Raw genomic sequence first — 20,105 nt, 5'->3', positions numbered from 1 at the left:
CGCCGGTCGCCGCGGTCGTCGAACACGCCGACGATGCGGATGCCGGACTCGGCCTGGGCGTCGAGGGCGCGGATCAGGTCCTCGGCCACGGGCCCGCCACCCACGATGGCCGTGCGCCGGTCGAACCGGCCACGCCGAGTCTGGGCACCGATGATCCGGGACAGGATGAAGCGGCCGAGCAGGAGCAGGCCGAGGCCCGCGACGAAGACGGTGCCCAGCCAGACGCGCGAGTAATGGTCGGCGACCTTGGCAAACACCATCACGGTCGCCACGACGAGGAGAACGAGCGTCCAGGCGGCTACGAGGCGCAAGGCCGGCTTCAGGAAGCCGCGCAAGGCCCCGATGCCGTAGAGCCCCATGACTTGGAAGAGGATCACCGCGACCGTGGCGATGCCGAGGATCGCCGTGGCGTAACGCGGACCGAGCGGAACGACGCCCGCGAGCTGGAGCCATTGCGTGGCCAGACCCGTGACACCGATGAGGGCGAACTCCGCGATCCGCACACAGCCCGTCAGCACGACGGGCGAGAAGGCCGGTGCCGGCCGAGCCGTGGCCTCGGCCGGGGGGATCGCGCTCGAGCCGCTCGGCAGAGAAGCTTCCTGTTCGGAAGCGGGAAACGGTCGGGCCGCGGCTTCCAAAAGGTCGCGGACGTCGAAGGCACTCATCGTCAGGGCTTCCGGACTTCGGTCGACGTCGCGTCACCACGACGATGATCCACTCTGTCAGGAAGGCCTCACGGAACGTTTAACGGCCTCGGTGGTACGGGCTCCGGATCAGATCGCCTGTCCCGCATGCGCGGCGGCGGGCTCGGCTTTGACACGGGCTCGGAAGGCGGCGGCATAGCCCGACAGGACATCGGCGCCCATGCGCTTCATCGAGAAGCGCACCTGGACCGAGGCACCGAGATCGGCGAATCGCGCCGCGCGGGCATCGGGGGCTTCGTCGAGCACCCGGACGATGGCGTCCTTGAGAGCGCCCGCATCCCGGGGAGGGACGAGGTGGGACGCAGCCGCCCCGAAGATTTCGGGAATCCCGCCGACATTCGTCGCCACCAGGGGGTGCTGGGCCGCAGCCGCTTCGAGCACCACGTAGGGCAGGGATTCGGCCAGGGACGGCACCACCATGATCCTGCCCCGCGCCAACACGGCACGGATGGGCTGAGGCGCCTCGAACGCGACGGCGTCGCCGAGTCCCATGGCCCGGACACGGGCGGCCAGGAGGTCGGCATCGGGACCGGAGCCCACCATCAGCAGGCGTAAGGTCCGGCCCTCTTCTCGCAAACTCGCCAAGGCTTCGAGGAGAAAGGGCACACCCTTGGCATCCCGCAATTCGCCGATATAGAGCAGATCGTAGGGATCTGCCGCGGGCGCGACGGGCAGGAACTCGGATTCGCAGATCCCATTGTGGACGATCCGGGTCAAGCGGGCCGTACCCGCATGAGCGCGGTGGCGCCCGGCGACGTACTCGCTCTCGAACAGGAACAGATCCGTCCGCAGGGCCAGAAGGCGCTCGATGCCCATGTAGAGCCTGTGCCGGATCGTGCCGGGCTTGTAGTTGTAGCTGCCCCCATGGGGCGTATAGGCCCGAATCGGATTGGGTCCGGCGACCCTCGCCGCCCGCGCGTAGACGCCGCCCTTGGCTCCATGGCCGTGCAGCACCGTAGCCCCCGTGATCCTCGCCCGCTCGGCGAGGACGCGCAGAGCCGTCAGGTCGGACGGATGGGGATTCCGGTGCATCGGCACCCGAACGATCCCGAGTGCAAGGCTGGGCGCGAGTGCTGCGAAGGCCTGGGCCGCCCGATCCCCACCGGTGTTCGCATCGCAGACGATGCCGACCTGATGACCGGCCGCTGCCTGCAGTCGGGCGAGATCGACCACGTGGCGGAACAGGCCCCCCACGGGGGCTCGGAAAACGTGGATGATGCGGTGAGAGGTGGGTGACGGGCCTTCGGCCAGGGTGGCGGAACGAGATGCGTTCGAAATGGAAGCGGACGCATTCACGATCGGATTCTCCACGCGGCAACCGGCGGGCGGCGGCGCCCGGATGGCCGTGATCCTGTCGTCAGCGGGATGGCGGGAACATTAAGAGCATCCCGGTCACATGCTCCAACTTCGACTTGCGGTTACGCAAGGCTTAAAGGCGCCGTTTCGCGCGGATGCCTCAGAAGAAGCGCTCCTTGACCACAATGGTGTCGCCCGGGCGAACCGGGTAGGTCATCGGCACGATGCCCGAGACGAGGCCGCCACGACCCTCACGGGTCAGGACAGCGTAGTCGCGCGCCGCCCGCGGGCCGAATCCCGCGGCGATGGCCACGGCCGTCTCCACGGCCATGCCGTTGACGTAAGGGTATTGGCCGGAGTTCGTGACTTCGCCCAGGATGTAGAATGGGCGGTAGGCATCGACCTCCACGGTGACGTGCGGCTCACGCACGAAGCCGGACGCGAGCTTGGCCTCGACGGTACGGGCGGCCTGCGCCGTGGACTGACCGCCAACCTTGACGAGGCCGATGAGGGGCATCGCGATACTGCCGTCCCCATCGACGGCATAGATGTTGGATAGGTTGTCCTGCCCGAAGACGATCACCCGCAGGCGGTCGCCCGCCGACAGGGTATAGCGCGCACCGATCGAGCCCGTCGTCGTGGCGTCGAGCTGTTCCGTCCGGAAGTCCGGACGCAGGCAGCCGCCCAGCGCGAAGCTGGACGAAAGAGTGAGAAGAAGTGTGCGTCGGTTCATCACCAATGCCGCCATGACCATGAATTCTGGTCTCGATCCCTAGGGGCATATGGTTAAGGAATGCTGATCCGGGCTCCTGCCCGGTGGTTCTGTGCCGGGACTGCCCGGTCTTAACGCGTGATCAACCTTAATATGATTGCCTGATGCGACGAAGGCCGGCCTACGGCCGCTGCCTCGCACGAGCGTAAAGATCGATCCATGCCTCGCTCATCGCCGAACTTTGCCGGTCCGTCGGTCCTGCACAGGGCCGGGGACGGCCTCGGGCTCGCCCAGCTCGCCAGCCTTCTGCGCCGCTCCTGGCGTTGGATCGCCGTCCCGACGGTGGTCGCGGGGCTCGGTGCCATCGCGTTCGTACAGGTTGTGCCGCCGCGCTACACCGGCGAGGCGAAGCTTCTCCTCGAGAGCCGGGAGGCAGCCTTCACGCGCTCGACCCAGGAGCGGGGCGAGCAGGTGGCGCCCATCGACGAGCAGGCCGTCGCCAGTCAGGTCCAGGTGGTGATGTCCCGTGATCTCGCTCGCGAGGCGATTCGCCGGCTCAAACTCGTGGGCAACGCCGAGTTCGATCCGGAGGTGGCCGGCATCGGCCCGGTTCAGCGCCTTCTCATGATGATCGGCCTCGCCAAGAACCCCCTGGAACGGGCGCCCGAGGATCGGGTGCTCGAAGCCTATTTCGACCGACTCCTGGTTTATCCGGCGGGGAAGTCGCGGATCCTCACGGTCGAGTTCCGCGCAAAGGATCCGGAACTCGCCGCGCAGGCCGCCAACACCATCGCCGAACTCTATATCACCTCTCTGGAGGCCGCGAAGACCGATACCGCCCGCTACGCCTCGACCTGGCTCGGCGGCAACATCGAGACCCTGCGAACCCGCGTCGCCGAAGCCGAGGCGAAGGTCGAGGCGTATCGTGCCCGCAACGGCCTCATCGGAGGCGGTACGGCGAGCCAGCCGCTGAGCGCGCAACAACTCGGCGAACTCTCGACGCAGCTATCGCAGGCCCGCACCGTCAAGGCCGATCTCGCCGGACGGGCCAAACTGATCAAGGAAATGATCAAGGACGGTCGTGCCTTCGAGATCCCGGATGTCGCCAACAACGAAATCATCCGCCGCACGGTGGAGCAGCGCATCACCCTGCGCGGCCAGCTTGCCCTGGAGGCCCGCACGCTCCTGCCGGCCCACCCGCGCATCAAGGAACTGACGGCGCAGATCGCCGACCTCGACACGCAGATCAAGGCCACCGCCGAGCGCATCGTCCGGACCATGGAGAACGACGCCCGGATCGCCGAGGCCCGCGTCGAAAGTCTGAGTGCGACCGTCGATGCCCAGCGCGATGTCGTCTGGAAGGGCAATTCGAGCGAGGTTCAACTGCGGGCCCTCGAGCGCGAGGCCAAGGCCCAGCGTGAGCAGCTCGAATCCTACCTGTCCCGCTACCGCGAAGCCTCCGCTCGCGACGCCGAGAGCGCGACCCCCGCCGACGCCCGCATCGTTTCGCGCGCCGTGGTGCCGGAAACTCCCTCCTTCCCCAAGAAGCTGCCGGTCATCACGCTGGCTGTGATCATGGCTCTTCTGTTTTCGATGGGCGGCGTCATCGCCCGCCATCTTCTCACGGATCCCGATGATATCCGGCGCAAGCGCGCGGATGCGGATGCTGAGACCAAGGCCGAAGCCGATGTGGGCGAGCCGTCCGGCTCCGCATCGTCGCGCTTCACCTTCCCGGAGGCGTCGCCGGCATTGGCCCGCCACGGCGTCACCACCGCGACTTCCTTCGAGCCCATGGTCGCCTCGGCATCGGTCGTTCCCGCCGCCGCGCCCGTTCCTGCAGTCACTCCGGCGCCCGGCCGGTTTGCGCTCGACGGGCTCGTGGCGCGCCTGAGTGAGGATGCGTACGCGGGAATCGGCCGCCGGGTCCTCTTTGCGGAAACCCTGGATCCGGTGGAAACCCAGGACGGCGGCATGGGTGACCCCGCCGGAACCCTGGCGGGTACCCTGGCCGAAGCCCTTGCGGTCGGTGCGCGCACCGTGGTGCTCGATCTGAATGGCCCAGCCTGTGGCCCCGAGGATGCCGGCCTCACGGACCTCGTCGCCGGCGAAGCGGCTTTTCTCGATGTGATCCAGCGAATTCCCGGGTCGCGCCTCGACAGGGTCCAGCGCGGCTTCCTCGACATCGACGTGCTGAGCGAGGAGCCGGAAGCCTTGGAGATTGCCCTCGATGCCCTGGCGCAAGCCTACGATTGGGTGCTCTGCCGCCTTCACGGAGCGGAGACCGAAGCGGCCCAGGCGCTTCTGTCGGCGGTGGGCGGCGCCATGGACACGGTGGTGATCGCTTCGAACCGGGAGGCGGACGATGCCGAACTCGTTCATCTCTTCGCCCTGGCAGAAGCATCCGGCGCCAGCCGTATTCTCGTGGCCCGGGACCGGACCGTCGCCGAGACACCCGTTCGGGGGTTCGGTGCCGACCTCGAACTGCGTCGTTCGGCGGCCTGAACGGGCGCCGACCTCTGCGCCTTCCGAGCGCCGGCCGCCCCCCGAGCCGACGCCTCCCGCGCTACTGCGCGAGCGCACCTGCCCGCCAGTGGCGTAGGCGGCCGACCAGGGTCGACAGGCGCGGATCACGCTTGATCCGCCGCTTGAGCCGGGCAACGCCCACGGTCTTGAGGAGGAGGATCCGACCGGGCAGGGACACGGGAATCGTGACCTCGCCGAGCTCGATGGTCTCGTCACATGTGTTGGCCTTGTAGCGCGCCTCGCCGACGCCGAGGTCGAGGGCGCGGCGGCCACGCTCCGCCTGATCCCGGATCAGATACTGCAGCAGAATATCACCGGGGCTCGATCGGCTCACAGCCGGATCCTGGTCGAACGACGTCATCATGCCGCTGTAGCGGGCCGCGTCCACTGCGCCGGCGAAGACCGCGAACACCCGCCCGCTCTCGGTGCCCACCAGGGCCGCGACTTCGATGGCCGGTTCGTCGGAGCGTCCGTTCCGGCGCGCGCCGGCGGCGAGGAAGCCGCGCACGCCCGCATCGGCATAGGGGTTGGCGATCCCCATGGCGGAAAAACGCGATGCCTTCTGGGCGTAGAACGCGTCGAGGTAGGCGGTGACCTCCGCATCGGTCCGCGCCATCCGGTATGCCACCGGGCCGAACGCCTCGACGAGCTTCTTCTCCTTGGCGCGCAGTTTCTTGCGGGCGTCGGTACTGAACACCCGCTTGACCGTGGATTCCGCATCGGGCCCCAGCAGGAGGCCGTAGGCGTCGCTCGGCGAAGGCTCGGCCCGGAAGCCGAGGGGGTTGGCGGCACCCTCCCAAAAAAAGGGCTGGTGCGAGAAGGCGTAGGCGGCGATGCCGGCGGCCCGGGCTGCCGCACGGAGAGGCTCTGCCAGATCCTCGGGCCGCAGGGCGGCTGCCGCGCGCGAGGCGAAGAGGGGCATATGGAAGTTGGCGTGCTTCCCGCCGACGACCCGTGCGACACGCAGGCCGTGCTCGTACGTCAGGTGACAGGGGATCAGCACCTGCGGTCGACCGGCCGCGTCGCGTACCACGAAGACACGAAGCACGGCGTCCGGTTCGGTCCGCAGATAGGCGGAGACCCAGTCGAAGCGCTGGTAGGGGGTCATCAGGACCGCCGGATCGGCTTCCAGGCCGCGCCACAGGGCCTCGACGGCGGCCAAATCGGAATAGACCTCCGTGGTCAGGCTGCCGCGCGCCGTATCCCGTATCATCTCCACTCCGCCTAGATCGTGCACGCCGCCCGTCACCACCGTCGCTCCCGCTCGCTCGGCGTCGAGGGAGCGCTCAGGCTCTTAAACGACGGGTGAAGCGCCGGGGCCGTCCTGTCGGCGTGGGTAACGAAACCTTGCCGGTTCCGGGACGACTATCGCTGGCCCACGTTCGGAGTTTCGATGTCGACAGCCCGCCGCCACCGCCTGTTCGAGGCCGGGTTCCGGACCATCGCGGCGACGGGGGCCGACCGCTGGCTCGCGCCCCTGGCCCGGGGACGGGGGGTGATCCTCACCTTTCATCATGTCCGCCCCGAGCCGCCCGGCGCCTACGCGCCCAATCGGCTGCTGGCCATCACACCGGACTTCCTGGATCACGTCCTCCTCACCCTGGCCCGACGCGGGTTCGAGGTGATCTCCCTCGATGCGGTGCCCGAGCGGCTCGCGGGGACGGGGCGCGCGCCCTTCGCCGTCCTGACCTTCGACGACGGCTACCGGGACAATGTCGAGCACGCCGCCCCGGTCCTGAGACGGCACGGCGCCCCCTGGACCCTGTTCGTCACCAGCGACTTCGCCGGTGGGCGCGGTCGCCTGTGGTGGCTCGAACTGGAGCGGGCGATCGGTCGCCTCCGGCGGGTGCGGCTTCCCGGTACGCAGATCGACCTGCCCGCGGGCAGCGACGCGGAGAAACGGGCGGCGTTCGAGGTGGTCTACCGCCACCTGCGCGCCGGACCCGAAGGGCATCTTCTCGCGGAGATCGCGGGCCTGTGCGAGCAGGCCGGCATCGCGGCAGGGACCCTGGCACGCGAACTGTGCCTGAGCTGGGACGAGCTCAGGGGGCTCGGCCGCGACCCGACCGTGACCTTCGGCGCCCATACGATCAGCCACCCGATGCTCGCCAAGCATGACGCGGCGACCCTGCGGCGGGAGGTCGAGGCGGGCCGCGAGGATCTCGCCCGCGAACTCGGCCGCCCGGTGCGGCACCTGTCCTATCCGGTCGGCGACCCGAGTTCCGCGGGCCAGCGGGAGTTCGCCCTGGCGCGGCAGCTCGGCTTCTCGACGGCGGTGACGACGCGGCCGGGCCACCTGTTCCCTGGGCACGTCGACCACCTGCAGGCCCTGCCGCGCGTCTCGGTGAACGGCTGCCACCAGAGCCCGGCCGCCCTCGCGTCCCTGCTCTCGGGTGTGCCGTTCCTGGCCTGGAACCGGGGGCGGCGCCTCAACGTCGGTTGAACGGAAAGGTCTTGGCGATCAGTCGGATCAGCGCCGGCGGTGACGGCGATACGAGCGCGACCCGCCGCCGGTGTCGAAGCTCGCGCTCTGGCGGCCGTGGCGGCCGTAGCGACTGCGCCGTCCCCGACGGCCGGTCTCCTGCACCGTCGGCAGGGCGGCGGCGATGCTGGACGGCAGGGCCGCCAGGGCCGTGGCGACGGAGGCCGAGGCGGTCGCCGCTCCTGCGGAAATGCCGGCCGCAACGTTCTTGGCGGCCGGGCCGAACATCGCCAGGCACTGGTTGTAGGCGAGATCGTTCTTGAGGCGTTCGCACTCGCCCACGGAGCGCGGTGCGCCTTGGGCGGCGGCCAGGGTGGGGGCGAGGAAGGCCAGGAGAACCAGAGTCGGGCGGAGCGGCATGATGCGGGGAATCGACCTTCGGCGCGTTCGGGAGCTGGGCCGTTTGTGCCCCGCGAGTGCGGCGAAATCCCGGCGCCTTCCGGTCAAGCGTCGGAGTCGGGCCGCTGCATCCAACTGATGAGGGGCATCAGCGGGATGATCCAGGCGATGCCCAGGATGCAGTAGAGCACCGCCTGCACGGGGGCCGGGGTCTGCGAGATGCGGCTGTCGGCGAGCGCCATGGCGAGCGGCGCGTAGACGACGACGAAGGCCAGCATCGTGATGGTGCCGATCAGGGAGCGGGTGCGGCGGCGCATCGGCCTTCTCCTCGGGCGGTCCTACGGAGAAAACGGACGCCCCGGGCGGGGTTAAGCCCGGCGCACGCGCGGCGCAATGCGCCGGTCCGTCGCCCGGATGGAACGGCGCACGCCCCCCATGCGCCGAAGGCGCCGGTACGGTTCGGCCGGCGCGGCGCCGTCACAACTCGGCCGAGCGGCCCGACAGTTCGGCCCGCAACTGGCGGGCGGCCTCCAGCAACGCGGCGTCGCGGCGGCGGCGGGGCCGGGGCACCGTGACGGCCATCTCCGCGGCGACCCGGCCGGGGGCGCCGGCCAGGACCACCACCCGGTCGGCCAGGGTGACGGCCTCGTCGATGTCGTGGGTGACGAACAGGATGGTCTTGCCGGTGGCCGCCTGGATGCGCTGCAGCTCGTCCTGCAGGCCTTCGCGGGTGAAGCTGTCGAGGGCCGAGAACGGTTCGTCCATGAGGAGCACGTCGGGATCGACGGCGAGGGCCCGGGCGATGGCGACGCGCTGGCGCTGGCCGCCCGAGAGCTGGTGCGGCCAGCGCTGGCCGAGGTCGGCCAAGCCCACCAGCGCCAGCATCTCGGCCGCCTTGGCGAGGCGCTGGGCCTTGGTGAGGCCGCTGCCCTCCAGCCCGAAGGCTACGTTGGCGACGACCCGGCGCCACGGCAGCAGGCGGGCGTCCTGGAACACCAGGGCCATGGGCGTGCGGCAGCCGGGGCGGGGCTCGACGCGCACGGTGCCGGCGCTCGGCTGGGCGAGGCCGATGAGCACCCGCAGGACCGTGGACTTGCCGACCCCGGATTCGCCGACGATGACGAGGAATTCGCCCCGCGCGATGGTGAGGTCGAGGTCGGCGAGGATCGTGTTGCGCACTCCTTCCCGCTCGTAGGCGAGGCTGAGGCCCTGGATGGCGATGATGGGCGAGGGGACGGGCGTGCTCACGCGCGCCACCGCAGGAGCCAGCCCTGGAGGGCGACGAAGCCGGTGTCGAACAGGCCGTAGAGGCCGGCCATGGTGAGCATGTAGACGACCACGATGTCGGTGGAGAGGAGGCTGGAGGCCTGCATCATCCGCGCACCCACGCCCGGCACGCCGAAGATCTCGGCGGCGACCACGGCCATCCAGGCCTGGCCCAGGGCGGTGCGCAGGCCCACGAGGATGCCCGGGGTGGCGGCCGGCAGCAGGATCTTGACGAGGCGCGACCACGGCGAGCGGAAGCCGAAGGCCTGCGCCACCTCGACGAGGTCGCGGTCGACGCCGCGCACGGCGCCTTGGGTGGCGAAGAACACGATCCAGAACACGCCGATGGCGATGATGAACACGGCGGCCGAGGGCTGGACCCCGAACCAGATGATGGCGAAGGGCACCCAGGCGAGGCCGGGGATCGGCCGCAGCAGCCGCACGATCCAGGCGGTGACGGCCTCGAACCCCGAAAACATGCCGCTGAGGAGGCCGAGGGCGATGCCGGCCCCGGCGCCCACAGTGAGGCCGACGACGTAGTGGCTCAGGCTCGACCACACGGCCTCGCCCCACACGCCAAGCTGGATCTCCCGCAGGAAGGCGGCCGGAATCGTGCTCGGCGGCGGCAGGAAGGCCGGGTTGATGAGGCCGAGGCGCGGCATCGCCTCCCAGAACACCAGGAAGGCGGCGAGGCCGAGGGCGGAGAGCGCCGTGGCGCGGAACGCGGGCATGCGGTTCAAGCGGGCGCGCGGCTCAGCGCGCGGTCGCCTTCTCGTAGGGGCGCGGGTCGAACAGACCGTCCAGCGGCACGTCCTTGTCCAGCGTCCCGATGGAGACCTGATAGGCCTGCATCGCCTTGGTGGCCTCGACGATGGCGCGGGGATCGGCGGTGAATTTCGCTGCCGGCGAGGTGATGGCCTTCTGGATGGTGGCCAGATCGGTGATGCCCTTGCCCAAAGCCGCCTCGACGGGCTTCGCCGCGCGGGCCGGATCGGATTTCAGCAACTCGCTCGCCTTGATCACGGCCTTCACCAGGCCCTCGACGGCCGCCGGGTTCTTGTCCGCGAAGGCGCCGAACACGCCCACCACGGTGCCGGGCTGGTTGGGGAACATCTCACCGCCCGTGGCGATGAGTTTGATCGCCGGGTTGCGCTGCTGGACGATGGTGAGCGCCGGCTCGCGGATGGAGGCGCCGTCGACGGCCCCGGCCAGCACCGCCTGTTGGGTCGCGTCGATGCCCATGGCGACGACCTCGGCATTCGCCTTGTCGGCCTTGGCGACCTGCCAGAGCCAATGCTGCAGGGTGGTGTTGGGCACGGAGCCCGGCGGCTGGGTGGCGAGGCGGGCGGGCCGGCCCTCCTTGGCCTTGAACTGGGCGAAGGCCTCGGCCTTGCCGGCGCCGTTCGCGAAGTAGGGGGCGAGCTTCGGCCCGGCCACGAACACCATCTCCTCGATGGCGGTGGCGGCCACCACGCGGACGTCGATGCCCTTGGTGCGGGCGACGGCGAGCGGCGCGACGCCGGCGACGTAGACGTCGATGGTGCCCGACGCCAGGGCCTGGATCATGTTGGGGCCGGATTCGAAGGTGGTGAAGGTGGGGGCGAGCCCCGCCTCCTTGAGCCAGCCCTCGCCATTGGCGACGAAGACCGGCGCCGCGCCGACGACCGGGATCACGCCGATGCGCACGGGCACGGGGGCGGTGCTCTGGGCCGAGGCGACGCCCGTCATGGAGAGCAGCAGGGCGAAAACGGGCAGGAGGCGCATCGGTCAGGTCCGGTCAGGGGCGTCGAGAAGGGTGGCCGACGGCACGGGGCGCCCCAGGGCTCCACCGCACGGATCGATCGGGGCTTCTGGTCCCGGGCCTTGGCACGGGGCGGCGGGGCACGCAAGAATTTGCTCGCGTCTCCGGCCCGTTGCTCCGTGCTTTGGAAGATCCCTCTCCGTTCGCGGGGGCGGGCAGGGCGGTTCTGTCGCGGCCCGGGCGGGTTCCGGCGCGGCTTTCGGGAACGGCCTCGTCTCGCTTCCGTTATCCCCCCGCTGCGGCCACCGGGCCGGCGGCGGCACCAGAATCAGGGATTTCCACCATGAGCCTCCTCGGCAGCATCGTCAGCAAGATCCTCCATCCCTTCGGAGGCGGCGACGCCCAGGCCAAGCCCGCCGACGCCCCGGCCACCACCGGCTCCGACGCGCCCGCCTCCACCGGCACGGCCACGGGCGGTTCCGTCCCGGCCGGCTCCGTCGATGTCGAGGAGGTTCTCAACGGCATGGCCGCCAAGAACGGCCAGACCCTCAACTGGCGCACCTCCATCGTCGACCTGATGAAGCTCCTGGACCTCGATTCGAGCCTCACCGCCCGCAAGCAGCTCGCCGACGAGCTCCACTACACGGGCGACAAGGACGATTCGGCCTCCATGAACGTCTGGCTCCACAAGCAGGTGATCAAGAAGCTCGAAGAGAACGGCGGCAAGGTCCCGGCCGATCTGAAGGATTGATTTTTACGACGGGCTCTAGGCGCTGTTGCGCTTAAACTGTTAGAAAGGTCCGGTTGCCTGCTTGGCGGCTGGGCCTTTTTGTATTTGGCCGTTAGGCTCATGCTCTGTTGTCGACATAGATAGACGTAGAGTTAAAATTCAGCATGCTAACCTCCGCATGCAAAAACTAATGGCCGTTCGGTGTCCTCATATCTAATCGATGATCTATGATGAGCGAGCGGCCGATGCCTATCAGAACGTTTCTTCACATTTGTATTACGCGTACTGCGGATACCAAGCGCTGCCAATCACTCGCCAGCCTCTTGCAAAAAAGTTTATTAAGGTTTGATGGAGCGCTGTGCTGCTGTAGGATTACATTGCAGTGCAAGAGGTTGGCAGCGTGAGGATTTATCAAGTAAATATATTGATTTATGGTTATGTCCAAAGCACATATGGACATGTGCCATTATTGAAATTTATATGTGCAGACGGATGAGGGTAAAGGATGGCAGTGCCACCGTTTATAAATTCAACTGGCCTTATCGGAAAGATTTTCGAGAAAATCCAACAAGCTAAAGTTCCGCCTCGTTACACGCTAGACTTTCAAGCTACTATTTTAGGGTATGGTTCTGGCAGTGCAAAACCATTCATTCCTTTTCTGAAAAGGCTCGGCTTTATACAAAGTGATGGTACTCCGACCGAATTATACACCCGGTTTCGTAACGCTGACAGTAGCGGCGCAGCGATGGCTGAGGCCATGCGCCAAGGATTTTCTGATATTTTTCAGAAAAATGAGTTTGCACACGCACTCGCAGATGACAAGTTGAAGAATCTTGTTGTTGAGGTGACTGGCAAAGAGCCAAGTGATGGAACGGTTAGCGCAATTGTTGGAAGCTTCAAAGCTTGTAAGCAGCTGGCCGACTTTGATGCTGCGAGCATCGTGGATAAGGAGAAGGTCCCGCCTTTGGATGTTTCCAAGTCCTTAGTTAGGCATGAATCAAAATCAGGCCGACTAAATGATATTAGGCTTGCGTATACAATTAATGTAAATTTACCAGAAACTACTGACGTAAATGTGTATAATGCTATATTCTCTGCCATTCGCACGAATCTTTTGACCGATGAATAAAGCTCTCGACAGAGTACGCCTTTTTGCTTTGAATAACTTGGCTATAGAGGCGGCGATCCAGCAGGTAGAGCGAGATCGGGATCTTGACTTAGGACATCGGCCGCCTACCAAAAATGAGATCGACGAAACATATTACCCACAGTTTGAGGAAAGAATTCGTCGCGAAGCCGCGTATATGAGTGCACACTACCGTGTTTTTTATTGCCTAGAAAATTCAATTCGTTCACTTGTTATCGAGGTGTTATTCGAGAAGCATGGCGAACACTGGTGGGACGCTAAGGTATCGGACAACGTGAAGAGTCATGTTGCATCGACAAGGAAGAAAGAGAAGGAATGTGGTGTTTCTATTCGCTCGCCGGAGCCAATCGATTATACAACATTCGGGGAATTGTCTGAAATAATTAAAACAAATTGGTCTGATTTCAATGATATATTTCAAGATGTAAAAGCTCTCGAAAGGGTGACCGCTGCTTTGAACGTCCTTCGAGGCCCAATTGCGCATTGTAAGCCTCTTGCAGAAGATGAAGTGGTTCGCCTCCACCTTTCGATTCGGGATTGGTTTCGATCGATGGGATGATGTGGGTATTGATTTTATCAAAGTTGATATTTGATGCGTAAGCAAGTAAAATTCGCTTACTTATGATTTGGTTGCGTTTGTGGGAAATATTAGAGCTGCTGCTTATGCTTAAATTCAGTTGGCATCGTGTGGGTGCAGCAGTGGAACACAAATTAGCGCGCTTTGACAAGCGCGCATTGGCTTAGTTTGCGCTCCGCCCGTTAAAGTGAAATGGACCGTGGGAACGGGCCAACGCACGTATAAAACTCTCACCCCAACCGCTGCCCCAGCCGCCCCGCCAGATCCTGAATGTACTGGAACGCCGTGCGCCCCGAGCGCGAGCCCCGGGTGGTCGCCCATTCCAGGGCCTCGGCCCGCACGGTGTCGGGGTCGGCGGTCAGCCCGTGCCGGGCCACGTAGGCGCGGACCATGGCGAGGTATTCGTCCTGGCTGCATTTGTGGAAGCCGAGCCACAGGCCGAAGCGGTCGGAGAGCGACACCTTCTCCTCCACGGCCTCGCCGGGATTGATGGCCGTGGAGCGCTCGTTCTCCACCATGTCGCGGGCGAGCAGGTGCCGGCGGTTGGAGGTGGCGTAGAACAGCACGTTCTCGGGGCGCCCCTCGATGCCGCCGTCCAGCGCCGTCTTCAGGGACTTGTACGAGGTGTCGTCGCCGTCGAACGACAGGTCGTCGCAGAACACGATCCAGCGGTGCCGGTCGCCCCGCAGGGTCGCCATGAGGTCGGGCAGGGCCTCGATGTCTTCGCGATGAATTTCCACGAGCTTGAGCGGGAGGGCGTCGCCCCGGCCCGCGTTGATCTCGGCGTGCACGGCCTTCACCAGGGACGACTTGCCCATGCCGCGCGCCCCCCACAGCAGGGCGTTGTTGGCCGGCAGGCCGGCGGCGAAGCGCCGGGTGTTCTCGGACAGCGTGTCGCGGGCCCGGTCGATGCCCGTGAGCAGGCCGATCTCGACGCGGTTGACGGAGCGCACCGGGATCAGCCGGCGCTCGGGCCCCCACAGGAACGCGTCGGCCGCCGCGACGTCCACCGCCGGCCGGGTCGGGGGCGCGGCCCGCTCCAGGGCGGCGGCGATGCGCTCCAGCACGGGCAGCAGATCGGGGTGAAGGGTTTCGTGCGGGGCCGGGTCGGTGGCAGAGGTCATCGCGAAAGGTCCTTCGGGCGGGCGCGGGGGCCGGTTTAGGGCAAATCCGCCGAAAGATCAGCGTCCCCGGGGCAGGGGGCTTGCGCCCGGGACCGTTTCGCCCCAGGCCCACGCCGTTGCTTTCACTTAGGCCGTGGCTATAGTCCGCGCGCTTTTTCGACAGGCCCGCACGCCCCCTCGCCCGAGGGGATCGGGGCCGTATCCTTGAGGAGTCACGCGCTTGATCACCCCCGCCTTCGCGCAAGGGGCCTCCGCGGCCGCTGGCGGAGCGGACATCGCCTTGCAGGTGGTGCCGTTCGTCCTCATCTTCGTCATCATGTACTTCCTGATCCTCCGCCCGCAGCAGCGCCGCGTGAAGGAGCATCAGAGCATGGTCAAGAACGTGCGCCGCGACGACACCGTCGTCACCACCGGCGGCATCGTCGGCCGCGTCACCAAGGTCGCCGACGACGCCTCGGAGATCGAGGTCGAGATCGCCCCCAACGTCCGCGTCAAGGTCGTCCGCACCATGATCGCGGAAGTCCGGGTCAAGGGCGGGCCGGTCAAGGCCGCCTGAGCCATCGACGGACGAGGCCGGCGCAAGGGCCGGCCTCGCAATCAAGAAACGGCAAGGGACGGGACTTCCGGATGCTGCGCTTCTCGCGAACCAAGATCGTCACGACGCTGGCCGTCATCCTCATCGGCCTGAGCCTCGCCGTGCCGAGCTTCTTCTCGCCGGAGCAGCGCAAGGGCTTCATGGCGGGGCTGCCGGGCTGGTTCCCGAGCTGGATCATCCCCCAGCGCGCCATCGTGCTCGGCCTCGACCTGCAGGGCGGCTCGCAGCTCCTGCTGGAGGTCGACCAGAACGAACTCGTGGCGTCCCAGGGCAAGGCGCTCCGCGACGACGTGCGCCGCATCCTCCAACAGGAATCCGTCCGGGCCGAGGGCGGCATCCAGCTCTTGCAGCGCGGCGTTCAGGTCCGCGTCCCCGACGATGCGGCGCGCGCCAAGGTGCTGCCGAAGCTGCGCGAACTCGCCCAGCCCATCGCCAATCCCCTCGTCGGCCAGGGCTCGGGCCGCACCCTCGACATCGCCGAGCAGCCCGACGGCGCCATCCGCCTGAGCCTCACCGATGCGGGCATCACCGAGCGCACCCGCCGCGCCGTGAGCCAGGGCATCGAGGTCATCCGCCGCCGCCTCGATTCCACGGGCACCACCGAGCCGTCGATCCAGCAGCAGGGCGCCGACCGCATCCTGATCCAGGTGCCCGGCGAGCAGAACCCGGAGCGCCTCGAGAAGCTCCTGGGGAGCACCGCCAAGCTCGAATTCCGCATGCTGTCGGACTCGCCCTCGGGTGATGTCGATCTGCTGCCTTCCAAGGACGAGAAGGGCGCCAAGGTCCCCGTCGAGCGCCGGGTCATGGCCGATGGCGGCGACCTCACCGACGCCCAGCCGGCCTTCGACCATCAGACCCAGGAGCCGATGGTCTCCTTCAAGTTCAACCTGAAGGGCGCCCAGCGCTTCGGGCAGGCGACGGCCGAGAACGTCGGCCGCCGCATGGCCATCGTGCTCGACAACGAGGTGGTCTCGGCGCCGCGCATCAACACGCCGATCACCGGCGGCTCCGGCCAGATCACGGGCAACTTCACGGTCGCCCAGGCCAACGACCTCTCGGTGCTCCTGCGCGCCGGCGCCCTGCCGGCGAAGTTCACCGTGGTCGAGCGCCGCGTCGTCGGCCCGGGCCTCGGCCGCGACTCGATCCAGGCCGGCAAGCTGGCGACGTTGGTCGCCGGCGCCCTGGTCATCGTGTTCATGTTCGCCACCTACGGGGTGTTCGGCTTCTTCGCCAACATCGCCCTCATCGTCCATGTCGGCCTCATCCTGGGCCTGATGTCGGTGCTGGAGGCCACCATGACCCTGCCGGGCATCGCCGGCATCGTGCTCACCATCGGCACGGCGGTGGATTCCAACGTGCTGATCTACGAGCGCGTGCGCGAGGAGGTGCGGGCGGGCCGCTCCATCGTCTCGGCCCTGCAGGCGGGCTTCGACAAGGCGTTCGCCACCATCATCGACTCGAACTCGACCATGGCCATCGCCGCCCTGATCCTGTTCTTCCTCGGCTCCGGCCCGGTGAAGGGCTTCGCCGTGGTGTTCATCCTCGGCATCCTCACGACCGTCATCACCGCCGTGACCCTGACCCGCATGATGATCGCCCTGTGGTACAATATCGCCCGGCCGAAAGCCCTGCCGTTCTGATCGTCCCCACCGGGGACGCCCGCCGGCCCTTTCGACCCTGAGACACATTCGAGACCGATCATGCGTCTGCTCCGCCTCTGGCCCGACGAATCGCACTTCGATTTCATGCGCTTCCGGCGGTTCACCTTCCCGCTTTCGGCGCTGATGTCGGTGGCGACCGTGATCCTGTTCCTCACGGTGGGCCTCAACTTCGGCATCGACTTCAAGGGCGGCACCCTCGTCGAGCTCCAGGCGAAATCCGGCACCGCCGATGTCGGGGCCGTGCGCCACACGGCGAACGGCTTCGGCTTCGGCGAGACCGAGGTGCAGGAACTCGGCGGCCAGGGCACCATCCTGGTGCGCTTCCCGCTCCAGGCCGGCGAGCAGGGCCAGACGGCGGTGATGCAGAAGGCGCACGCCTCGTTCGACGCCGAGTACGAGTTCCGCCGCACGGAGACCGTCGGCCCCCGCGTCTCGGGCGAACTCGTGCAGTCCGGCACCATCGGGGTGGTGCTCTCGGTGCTGGCGGTGCTGTTCTACCTGTGGTTCCGGTTCGAGCGGGAACTCGCCCTCGGGGCGATCGTGGGCACCCTCCACGACATCGTGCTCACCATCGGCATCTTCGTCATCACCCGCATCGAGTTCAACATGACCTCGATCGCCGCGATCCTCACCATTGTGGGCTACTCGCTCAACGAGACCGTGGTGGTGTTCGACCGGACCCGCGAACTGATGCGCCGCTACAAGACGATCCCCACGGTGGAGCTCCTCAACCTGTCCATCAACTCCACCATGTCCCGCACGGTGATGACGGCGACCTCCGCCTTCCTGTCGCTGCTCGCCCTGGTGCTGTTCGGCGGCGAGGCGATCAAGGGCTTCGCCATCGTGATGCTGGCCGGCGTCGTCATCTGCACCTACTCTGCGATCTTCGTCTCGACGCCGGTGCTGATCTACCTCGGCCTCATGCTCTCGGGGGTGAAGGCGCAGGCCGCCCGGTCGGGCGGGCGGGTGCCCCAGGCGGCGGAGTAGCGCATGGCAGCCGGCAGCCTCCACGACGGCTACGTTCCCGGCCGCCACATCATCGACGCCTACGGCAACGGCGGCTTCCGCTTCGCCGAGATGTCCCATCGCGGCTCGATCCTGATGCTGCCCTCGGGCGTCCGCGCCTGGGCGCCCGACGACGCCCGGGCCATCGACCGCAACGCCCTGCGGCCCGTGGTGGCGGAGGGGGGGGCGGTCGAACTCCTCCTCATCGGGACCGGCCTCGACATCGCGCCCCTGCCCGACGCCCTGCGGCGCTGGCTGAAGGAGGCCGGCATCGGCCTCGACGTGATGCAGACGGGTGCGGCGGCCCGCACCTACAACATCCTGGTGGCCGAGAACCGCAAGGTCGCCGCCGCCCTGGTGGCGGTCGCATGACGGACACGGACACCAAAGCCGGCCCGGCCGGCGGCCTCGACTTCGCGTTCGGGCATTGCGAGGCCCTGGTGAAGGCGGGCGACCCAGACCGTTACTTCGCCACCCTGTTCGCCCCCGCGAGTGCCCGGCCGCACCTCTTCGCCCTCATCGCCTTCAGCCTCACCATCGCCCGCACCCGCGAGGCGGCCTCGAACCCCATGGCGGGCGAGATCCGTCTGCAATGGTGGCGCGACGCCCTACAGGGCGAGGCGCGGGGCGACGTGAAGGCCAACCCCGTGGCGGCGGCCCTCGACGACGCCATCGTCAAGCGCAAGCTCGGGCGCCAGCCCTTCGTCGATCTCATCGACGCCCGCGTCTTCGACCTCTACGACGACCCGATGCCGCGGGTGAACGACCTCGAGGGCTATTGCGGCGAGACGGCCTCGGCCCTCATCCGCCTCGGCGGCCTCGTCCTGTGCGACGGCGCCGAGCCCGGCGGCGCGGCGGCCGCCGGCCATGCGGGCGTCGCCTACGGCATCACCGGCCTGCTGAGGTCCCTGCCGTGGCATGCGCGCGGCGGCCAGGTCTACCTCCCGGCCGACATCCTGAAGACCTACGGCGTCACCCGCGAGGACGTGGTGACGGGCCGCGGCGGCCCCGGCCTCGTGCACGCCTGCGCCGACCTTCGGGCGCTCGCCCGCCGCCACCTCGCCGCCTACGCGGCGGCGCGCGGCACCATCGCACCCGCCGCGCGGGCCGCCTTCCTCCCCGTGGCCCTGGTGGAACCCTACCTCGCCGCCATGGAACGCCCGGGCTACGACCCGCTGAACACCCTCATCGAGATCCCGCGCTGGCGCCGGCTTTGGCGCCTGTGGCGGGCGTCCCGGGGGGCGTTCTAGGGGCGAACGCGTTTCGGTCGGGTCCGAACCCATGGGGCCGGGCAAGGATGCGTTAGGGGTTGACCCCTGCCCGTAAGATCGGACTCATGACCACGCTGAAAGCTAGGCTTCAGGCCCTCTACGAAGGCGACACCGACCGAGCGCACCGCTTCCGTTACGCACTGCTGGCGTTTGACATAGCGACGATCGCTTTCGTCATCGTCACATCTTTTCTGCCACTTTCACCTTGGATCGTCGTACTCGACGTGGCGCTTGGCGCAGGTGTTCTGGCCGATTTCCTCGGCCGCCTGCTGATTAGCCGGGCGCCGGCCCGCGAGTTCCTGCGGCTGAGCACTTGGACGGACGTGGTGGCGATCGTCTCATTCCTGGCGCCAATGGTCGTGCAGGGCGTCGGCTTTCTGCGCATCCTGCGCACCCTTCGACTGTTGCGCACCTACCAACTGCTTGAACGGTTGCGGCACGATAGTCCGTTTTTCCGGCGGAACGATGATGCCATTCTGGCCGCCACCAACCTTATGGTGTTCGTGTTCGTAATGACCGGTGTCATCTACGTCACGCAAGCAGGGAGCAACCCAGCGATCGGCAGTCCGGTTGACGCACTGTACTTCACGGTCACATCCCTCACGACCACCGGCTACGGCGATATTACGTTACCGGGACCGACCGGGCGCCTGATCTCGGTGTTCGTGATGATATGCGGGGTGACACTCTTCTTCCGGCTCGCCCAAGTCGTATTTCGCCCCTACAAGGTACGCTTCCCGTGTCCGACCTGTGGGCTGCAGCGTCACGAGCTGGATGCTGTACACTGCAAAGCCTGCGGCACCACGCTGAACATCCCCGACGAAGGCGCATATTAGGCTCTGGACTCATAACCAATAACTGACGGTCGCTGCGATGGAGACGGCGGCGAGATAGTTGGTTGCGAGCCTGTCGTATCGCGTGGCAACGCGACG

General features: G+C 67.1%; 20 protein-coding genes and 2 pseudogenes. 11 read left to right on the top strand and 11 right to left on the bottom strand.

Features of this window, described 5'->3' with window-relative positions; genetic code table 11:
• The 3 genes and pseudogenes from ASF52_RS10280 to ASF52_RS10270 form a co-directional block, all read right to left on the bottom strand.
• A pseudogene (locus ASF52_RS10280) lies at positions 1–665 on the bottom strand (undecaprenyl-phosphate glucose phosphotransferase); the annotation flags it as partial.
• A 108-nt stretch (positions 666–773) separates the two neighbouring features.
• The gene (locus tag ASF52_RS10275) at positions 774–1,982 is read right to left on the bottom strand and encodes a glycosyltransferase family 4 protein (RefSeq protein ID WP_244472930.1); all 1,209 of its coding nucleotides are present in this window, start codon (positions 1,980–1,982) and stop codon (positions 774–776) included.
• A 178-nt stretch (positions 1,983–2,160) separates the two neighbouring features.
• Positions 2,161–2,733 (bottom strand): polysaccharide biosynthesis/export family protein, encoded by a 573-nt coding sequence (locus ASF52_RS10270; RefSeq protein WP_056171477.1) that lies wholly within the window; start codon positions 2,731–2,733, stop codon positions 2,161–2,163.
• Between the two features lie 198 nt (positions 2,734–2,931).
• On the opposite strand from ASF52_RS10270, the gene ASF52_RS10265 reads away from it, so the two are divergent.
• Positions 2,932–5,214: a GumC family protein gene (locus tag ASF52_RS10265; RefSeq protein ID WP_056171472.1), complete on the top strand. Its 2,283-nt coding sequence runs from the start codon at positions 2,932–2,934 to the stop codon at positions 5,212–5,214.
• A gap of 61 nt (positions 5,215–5,275) precedes the next feature.
• On the opposite strand, the gene ASF52_RS10260 is transcribed toward ASF52_RS10265, so the two are convergent.
• Complete coding sequence (locus ASF52_RS10260) at positions 5,276–6,448, bottom strand: GNAT family N-acetyltransferase (protein ID WP_056171476.1); 1,173 nt, start codon at positions 6,446–6,448, stop codon at positions 5,276–5,278.
• A gap of 180 nt (positions 6,449–6,628) precedes the next feature.
• On the opposite strand from ASF52_RS10260, the gene ASF52_RS10255 reads away from it, so the two are divergent.
• Positions 6,629–7,678, top strand: coding sequence for a polysaccharide deacetylase family protein (locus tag ASF52_RS10255; RefSeq protein WP_056171470.1), 1,050 nt, complete (start codon positions 6,629–6,631; stop codon positions 7,676–7,678).
• Between the two features lie 27 nt (positions 7,679–7,705).
• Here the strand turns inward: ASF52_RS10255 and ASF52_RS10250 are convergent, their stop codons facing one another.
• The 5 genes from ASF52_RS10250 to ASF52_RS10230 all read right to left on the bottom strand — a co-directional run bounded on the left by ASF52_RS10250 (position 7,706) and on the right by ASF52_RS10230 (position 11,050).
• Complete coding sequence (locus ASF52_RS10250; RefSeq protein WP_056171468.1) at positions 7,706–8,077, bottom strand: hypothetical protein; 372 nt, start codon at positions 8,075–8,077, stop codon at positions 7,706–7,708.
• Between the two features lie 83 nt (positions 8,078–8,160).
• Positions 8,161–8,373 (bottom strand): DUF2842 domain-containing protein, encoded by a 213-nt coding sequence (locus ASF52_RS10245; protein WP_056171466.1) that lies wholly within the window; start codon positions 8,371–8,373, stop codon positions 8,161–8,163.
• Positions 8,374–8,533: 160 nt separating this feature from the next.
• A complete protein-coding gene (locus ASF52_RS10240) occupies positions 8,534–9,313 on the bottom strand; it encodes an ABC transporter ATP-binding protein (protein ID WP_443136671.1) in 780 nt (259 codons plus the stop codon).
• Positions 9,301–10,053, bottom strand: coding sequence for an ABC transporter permease (locus ASF52_RS10235; RefSeq protein ID WP_056171464.1), 753 nt, complete (start codon positions 10,051–10,053; stop codon positions 9,301–9,303). The genes ASF52_RS10240 and ASF52_RS10235 overlap by 13 nt, the downstream gene beginning before the upstream one ends.
• Positions 10,054–10,075: 22 nt before the next feature.
• Entirely contained in the window at positions 10,076–11,050 is a 975-nt protein-coding gene (locus ASF52_RS10230; RefSeq protein ID WP_244472929.1) for an ABC transporter substrate-binding protein, read from the bottom strand.
• A 356-nt stretch (positions 11,051–11,406) separates the two neighbouring features.
• Between ASF52_RS10230 and ASF52_RS10225 the strand changes: the two genes are divergently transcribed.
• The 3 genes from ASF52_RS10225 to ASF52_RS21995 all read left to right on the top strand — a co-directional run bounded on the left by ASF52_RS10225 (position 11,407) and on the right by ASF52_RS21995 (position 13,499).
• On the top strand, positions 11,407–11,814 hold the full coding sequence (locus ASF52_RS10225; protein ID WP_056171460.1) for a DUF3597 domain-containing protein: 408 nt from the start codon (positions 11,407–11,409) through the stop codon (positions 11,812–11,814).
• Positions 11,815–12,298: 484 nt separating this feature from the next.
• A complete protein-coding gene (locus ASF52_RS22570) occupies positions 12,299–12,922 on the top strand; it encodes a DUF5343 domain-containing protein (protein WP_156630057.1) in 624 nt (207 codons plus the stop codon).
• Positions 12,915–13,499, top strand: a complete 585-nt coding sequence (locus ASF52_RS21995) for a Swt1 family HEPN domain-containing protein (protein ID WP_082515276.1) — start codon at positions 12,915–12,917, stop codon at positions 13,497–13,499. The genes ASF52_RS22570 and ASF52_RS21995 overlap by 8 nt, the downstream gene beginning before the upstream one ends.
• Positions 13,500–13,747: 248 nt before the next feature.
• Here ASF52_RS21995 and ASF52_RS10220 read toward each other — a convergent pair whose 3' ends face one another.
• Positions 13,748–14,641 (bottom strand): ATP-binding protein, encoded by an 894-nt coding sequence (locus ASF52_RS10220; protein ID WP_056171458.1) that lies wholly within the window; start codon positions 14,639–14,641, stop codon positions 13,748–13,750.
• Positions 14,642–14,861: 220 nt separating this feature from the next.
• Between ASF52_RS10220 and yajC the strand changes: the two genes are divergently transcribed.
• The 6 genes from yajC (at position 14,862) to ASF52_RS10190 (ending at position 20,009) form a co-directional block, all read left to right on the top strand.
• Complete coding sequence (gene yajC / locus ASF52_RS10215) at positions 14,862–15,197, top strand: preprotein translocase subunit YajC (protein WP_056171456.1); 336 nt, start codon at positions 14,862–14,864, stop codon at positions 15,195–15,197.
• A gap of 71 nt (positions 15,198–15,268) precedes the next feature.
• Positions 15,269–16,876: a protein translocase subunit SecD gene (gene secD / locus ASF52_RS10210; protein ID WP_056171453.1), complete on the top strand. Its 1,608-nt coding sequence runs from the start codon at positions 15,269–15,271 to the stop codon at positions 16,874–16,876.
• 60 nt (positions 16,877–16,936) lie between these two features.
• Positions 16,937–17,884: a protein translocase subunit SecF gene (gene secF, locus ASF52_RS10205; protein ID WP_056171451.1), complete on the top strand. Its 948-nt coding sequence runs from the start codon at positions 16,937–16,939 to the stop codon at positions 17,882–17,884.
• Between the two features lie 3 nt (positions 17,885–17,887).
• Positions 17,888–18,274 (top strand): Mth938-like domain-containing protein, encoded by a 387-nt coding sequence (locus tag ASF52_RS10200; RefSeq protein ID WP_056171450.1) that lies wholly within the window; start codon positions 17,888–17,890, stop codon positions 18,272–18,274.
• Positions 18,271–19,152 carry a phytoene/squalene synthase family protein gene (locus ASF52_RS10195; protein WP_056171448.1) on the top strand — a complete coding sequence of 294 codons (882 nt, stop codon included), beginning with the start codon at positions 18,271–18,273 and terminating at the stop codon, positions 19,150–19,152. The genes ASF52_RS10200 and ASF52_RS10195 overlap by 4 nt, the downstream gene beginning before the upstream one ends.
• Positions 19,153–19,238: 86 nt before the next feature.
• Positions 19,239–20,009: a potassium channel family protein gene (locus ASF52_RS10190; RefSeq protein ID WP_056171446.1), complete on the top strand. Its 771-nt coding sequence runs from the start codon at positions 19,239–19,241 to the stop codon at positions 20,007–20,009.
• Between the two features lie 9 nt (positions 20,010–20,018).
• Here ASF52_RS10190 and ASF52_RS22565 read toward each other — a convergent pair.
• Positions 20,019–20,105: pseudogene (locus ASF52_RS22565) on the bottom strand (IS5/IS1182 family transposase); the annotation flags it as partial.

Source organism: Methylobacterium sp. Leaf112, assembly GCF_001423295.1.
In the GTDB taxonomy this organism is placed as follows: Bacteria; Pseudomonadota; Alphaproteobacteria; order Rhizobiales; family Beijerinckiaceae; genus Methylobacterium.
This window is presented reverse-complemented; position numbering and strand designations above follow the sequence as displayed.

Coding starts and splice junctions, on each gene's coding strand:
- ASF52_RS10270 (WP_056171477.1), bottom strand. CDS start 2,733: ATGAACCGACGCACACTTCTTCTCACTCTTTCGTCCAGCTTCGCGCTG.
- ASF52_RS10265 (WP_056171472.1), top strand. CDS start 2,932: ATGCCTCGCTCATCGCCGAACTTTGCCGGTCCGTCGGTCCTGCACAGG.
- ASF52_RS10260 (WP_056171476.1), bottom strand. CDS start 6,448: ATGATACGGGATACGGCGCGCGGCAGCCTGACCACGGAGGTCTATTCC.
- ASF52_RS10255 (WP_056171470.1), top strand. CDS start 6,629: ATGTCGACAGCCCGCCGCCACCGCCTGTTCGAGGCCGGGTTCCGGACC.
- ASF52_RS10250 (WP_056171468.1), bottom strand. CDS start 8,077: ATGCCGCTCCGCCCGACTCTGGTTCTCCTGGCCTTCCTCGCCCCCACC.
- ASF52_RS10245 (WP_056171466.1), bottom strand. CDS start 8,373: ATGCGCCGCCGCACCCGCTCCCTGATCGGCACCATCACGATGCTGGCC.
- ASF52_RS10235 (WP_056171464.1), bottom strand. CDS start 10,053: ATGCCCGCGTTCCGCGCCACGGCGCTCTCCGCCCTCGGCCTCGCCGCC.
- ASF52_RS10230 (WP_244472929.1), bottom strand. CDS start 11,050: ATGACGGGCGTCGCCTCGGCCCAGAGCACCGCCCCCGTGCCCGTGCGC.
- ASF52_RS10225 (WP_056171460.1), top strand. CDS start 11,407: ATGAGCCTCCTCGGCAGCATCGTCAGCAAGATCCTCCATCCCTTCGGA.
- ASF52_RS22570 (WP_156630057.1), top strand. CDS start 12,299: ATGGCAGTGCCACCGTTTATAAATTCAACTGGCCTTATCGGAAAGATT.
- ASF52_RS21995 (WP_082515276.1), top strand. CDS start 12,915: ATGAATAAAGCTCTCGACAGAGTACGCCTTTTTGCTTTGAATAACTTG.
- ASF52_RS10220 (WP_056171458.1), bottom strand. CDS start 14,641: ATGACCTCTGCCACCGACCCGGCCCCGCACGAAACCCTTCACCCCGAT.
- secD (WP_056171453.1), top strand. CDS start 15,269: ATGCTGCGCTTCTCGCGAACCAAGATCGTCACGACGCTGGCCGTCATC.
- secF (WP_056171451.1), top strand. CDS start 16,937: ATGCGTCTGCTCCGCCTCTGGCCCGACGAATCGCACTTCGATTTCATG.
- ASF52_RS10200 (WP_056171450.1), top strand. CDS start 17,888: ATGGCAGCCGGCAGCCTCCACGACGGCTACGTTCCCGGCCGCCACATC.
- ASF52_RS10195 (WP_056171448.1), top strand. CDS start 18,271: ATGACGGACACGGACACCAAAGCCGGCCCGGCCGGCGGCCTCGACTTC.
- ASF52_RS10190 (WP_056171446.1), top strand. CDS start 19,239: ATGACCACGCTGAAAGCTAGGCTTCAGGCCCTCTACGAAGGCGACACC.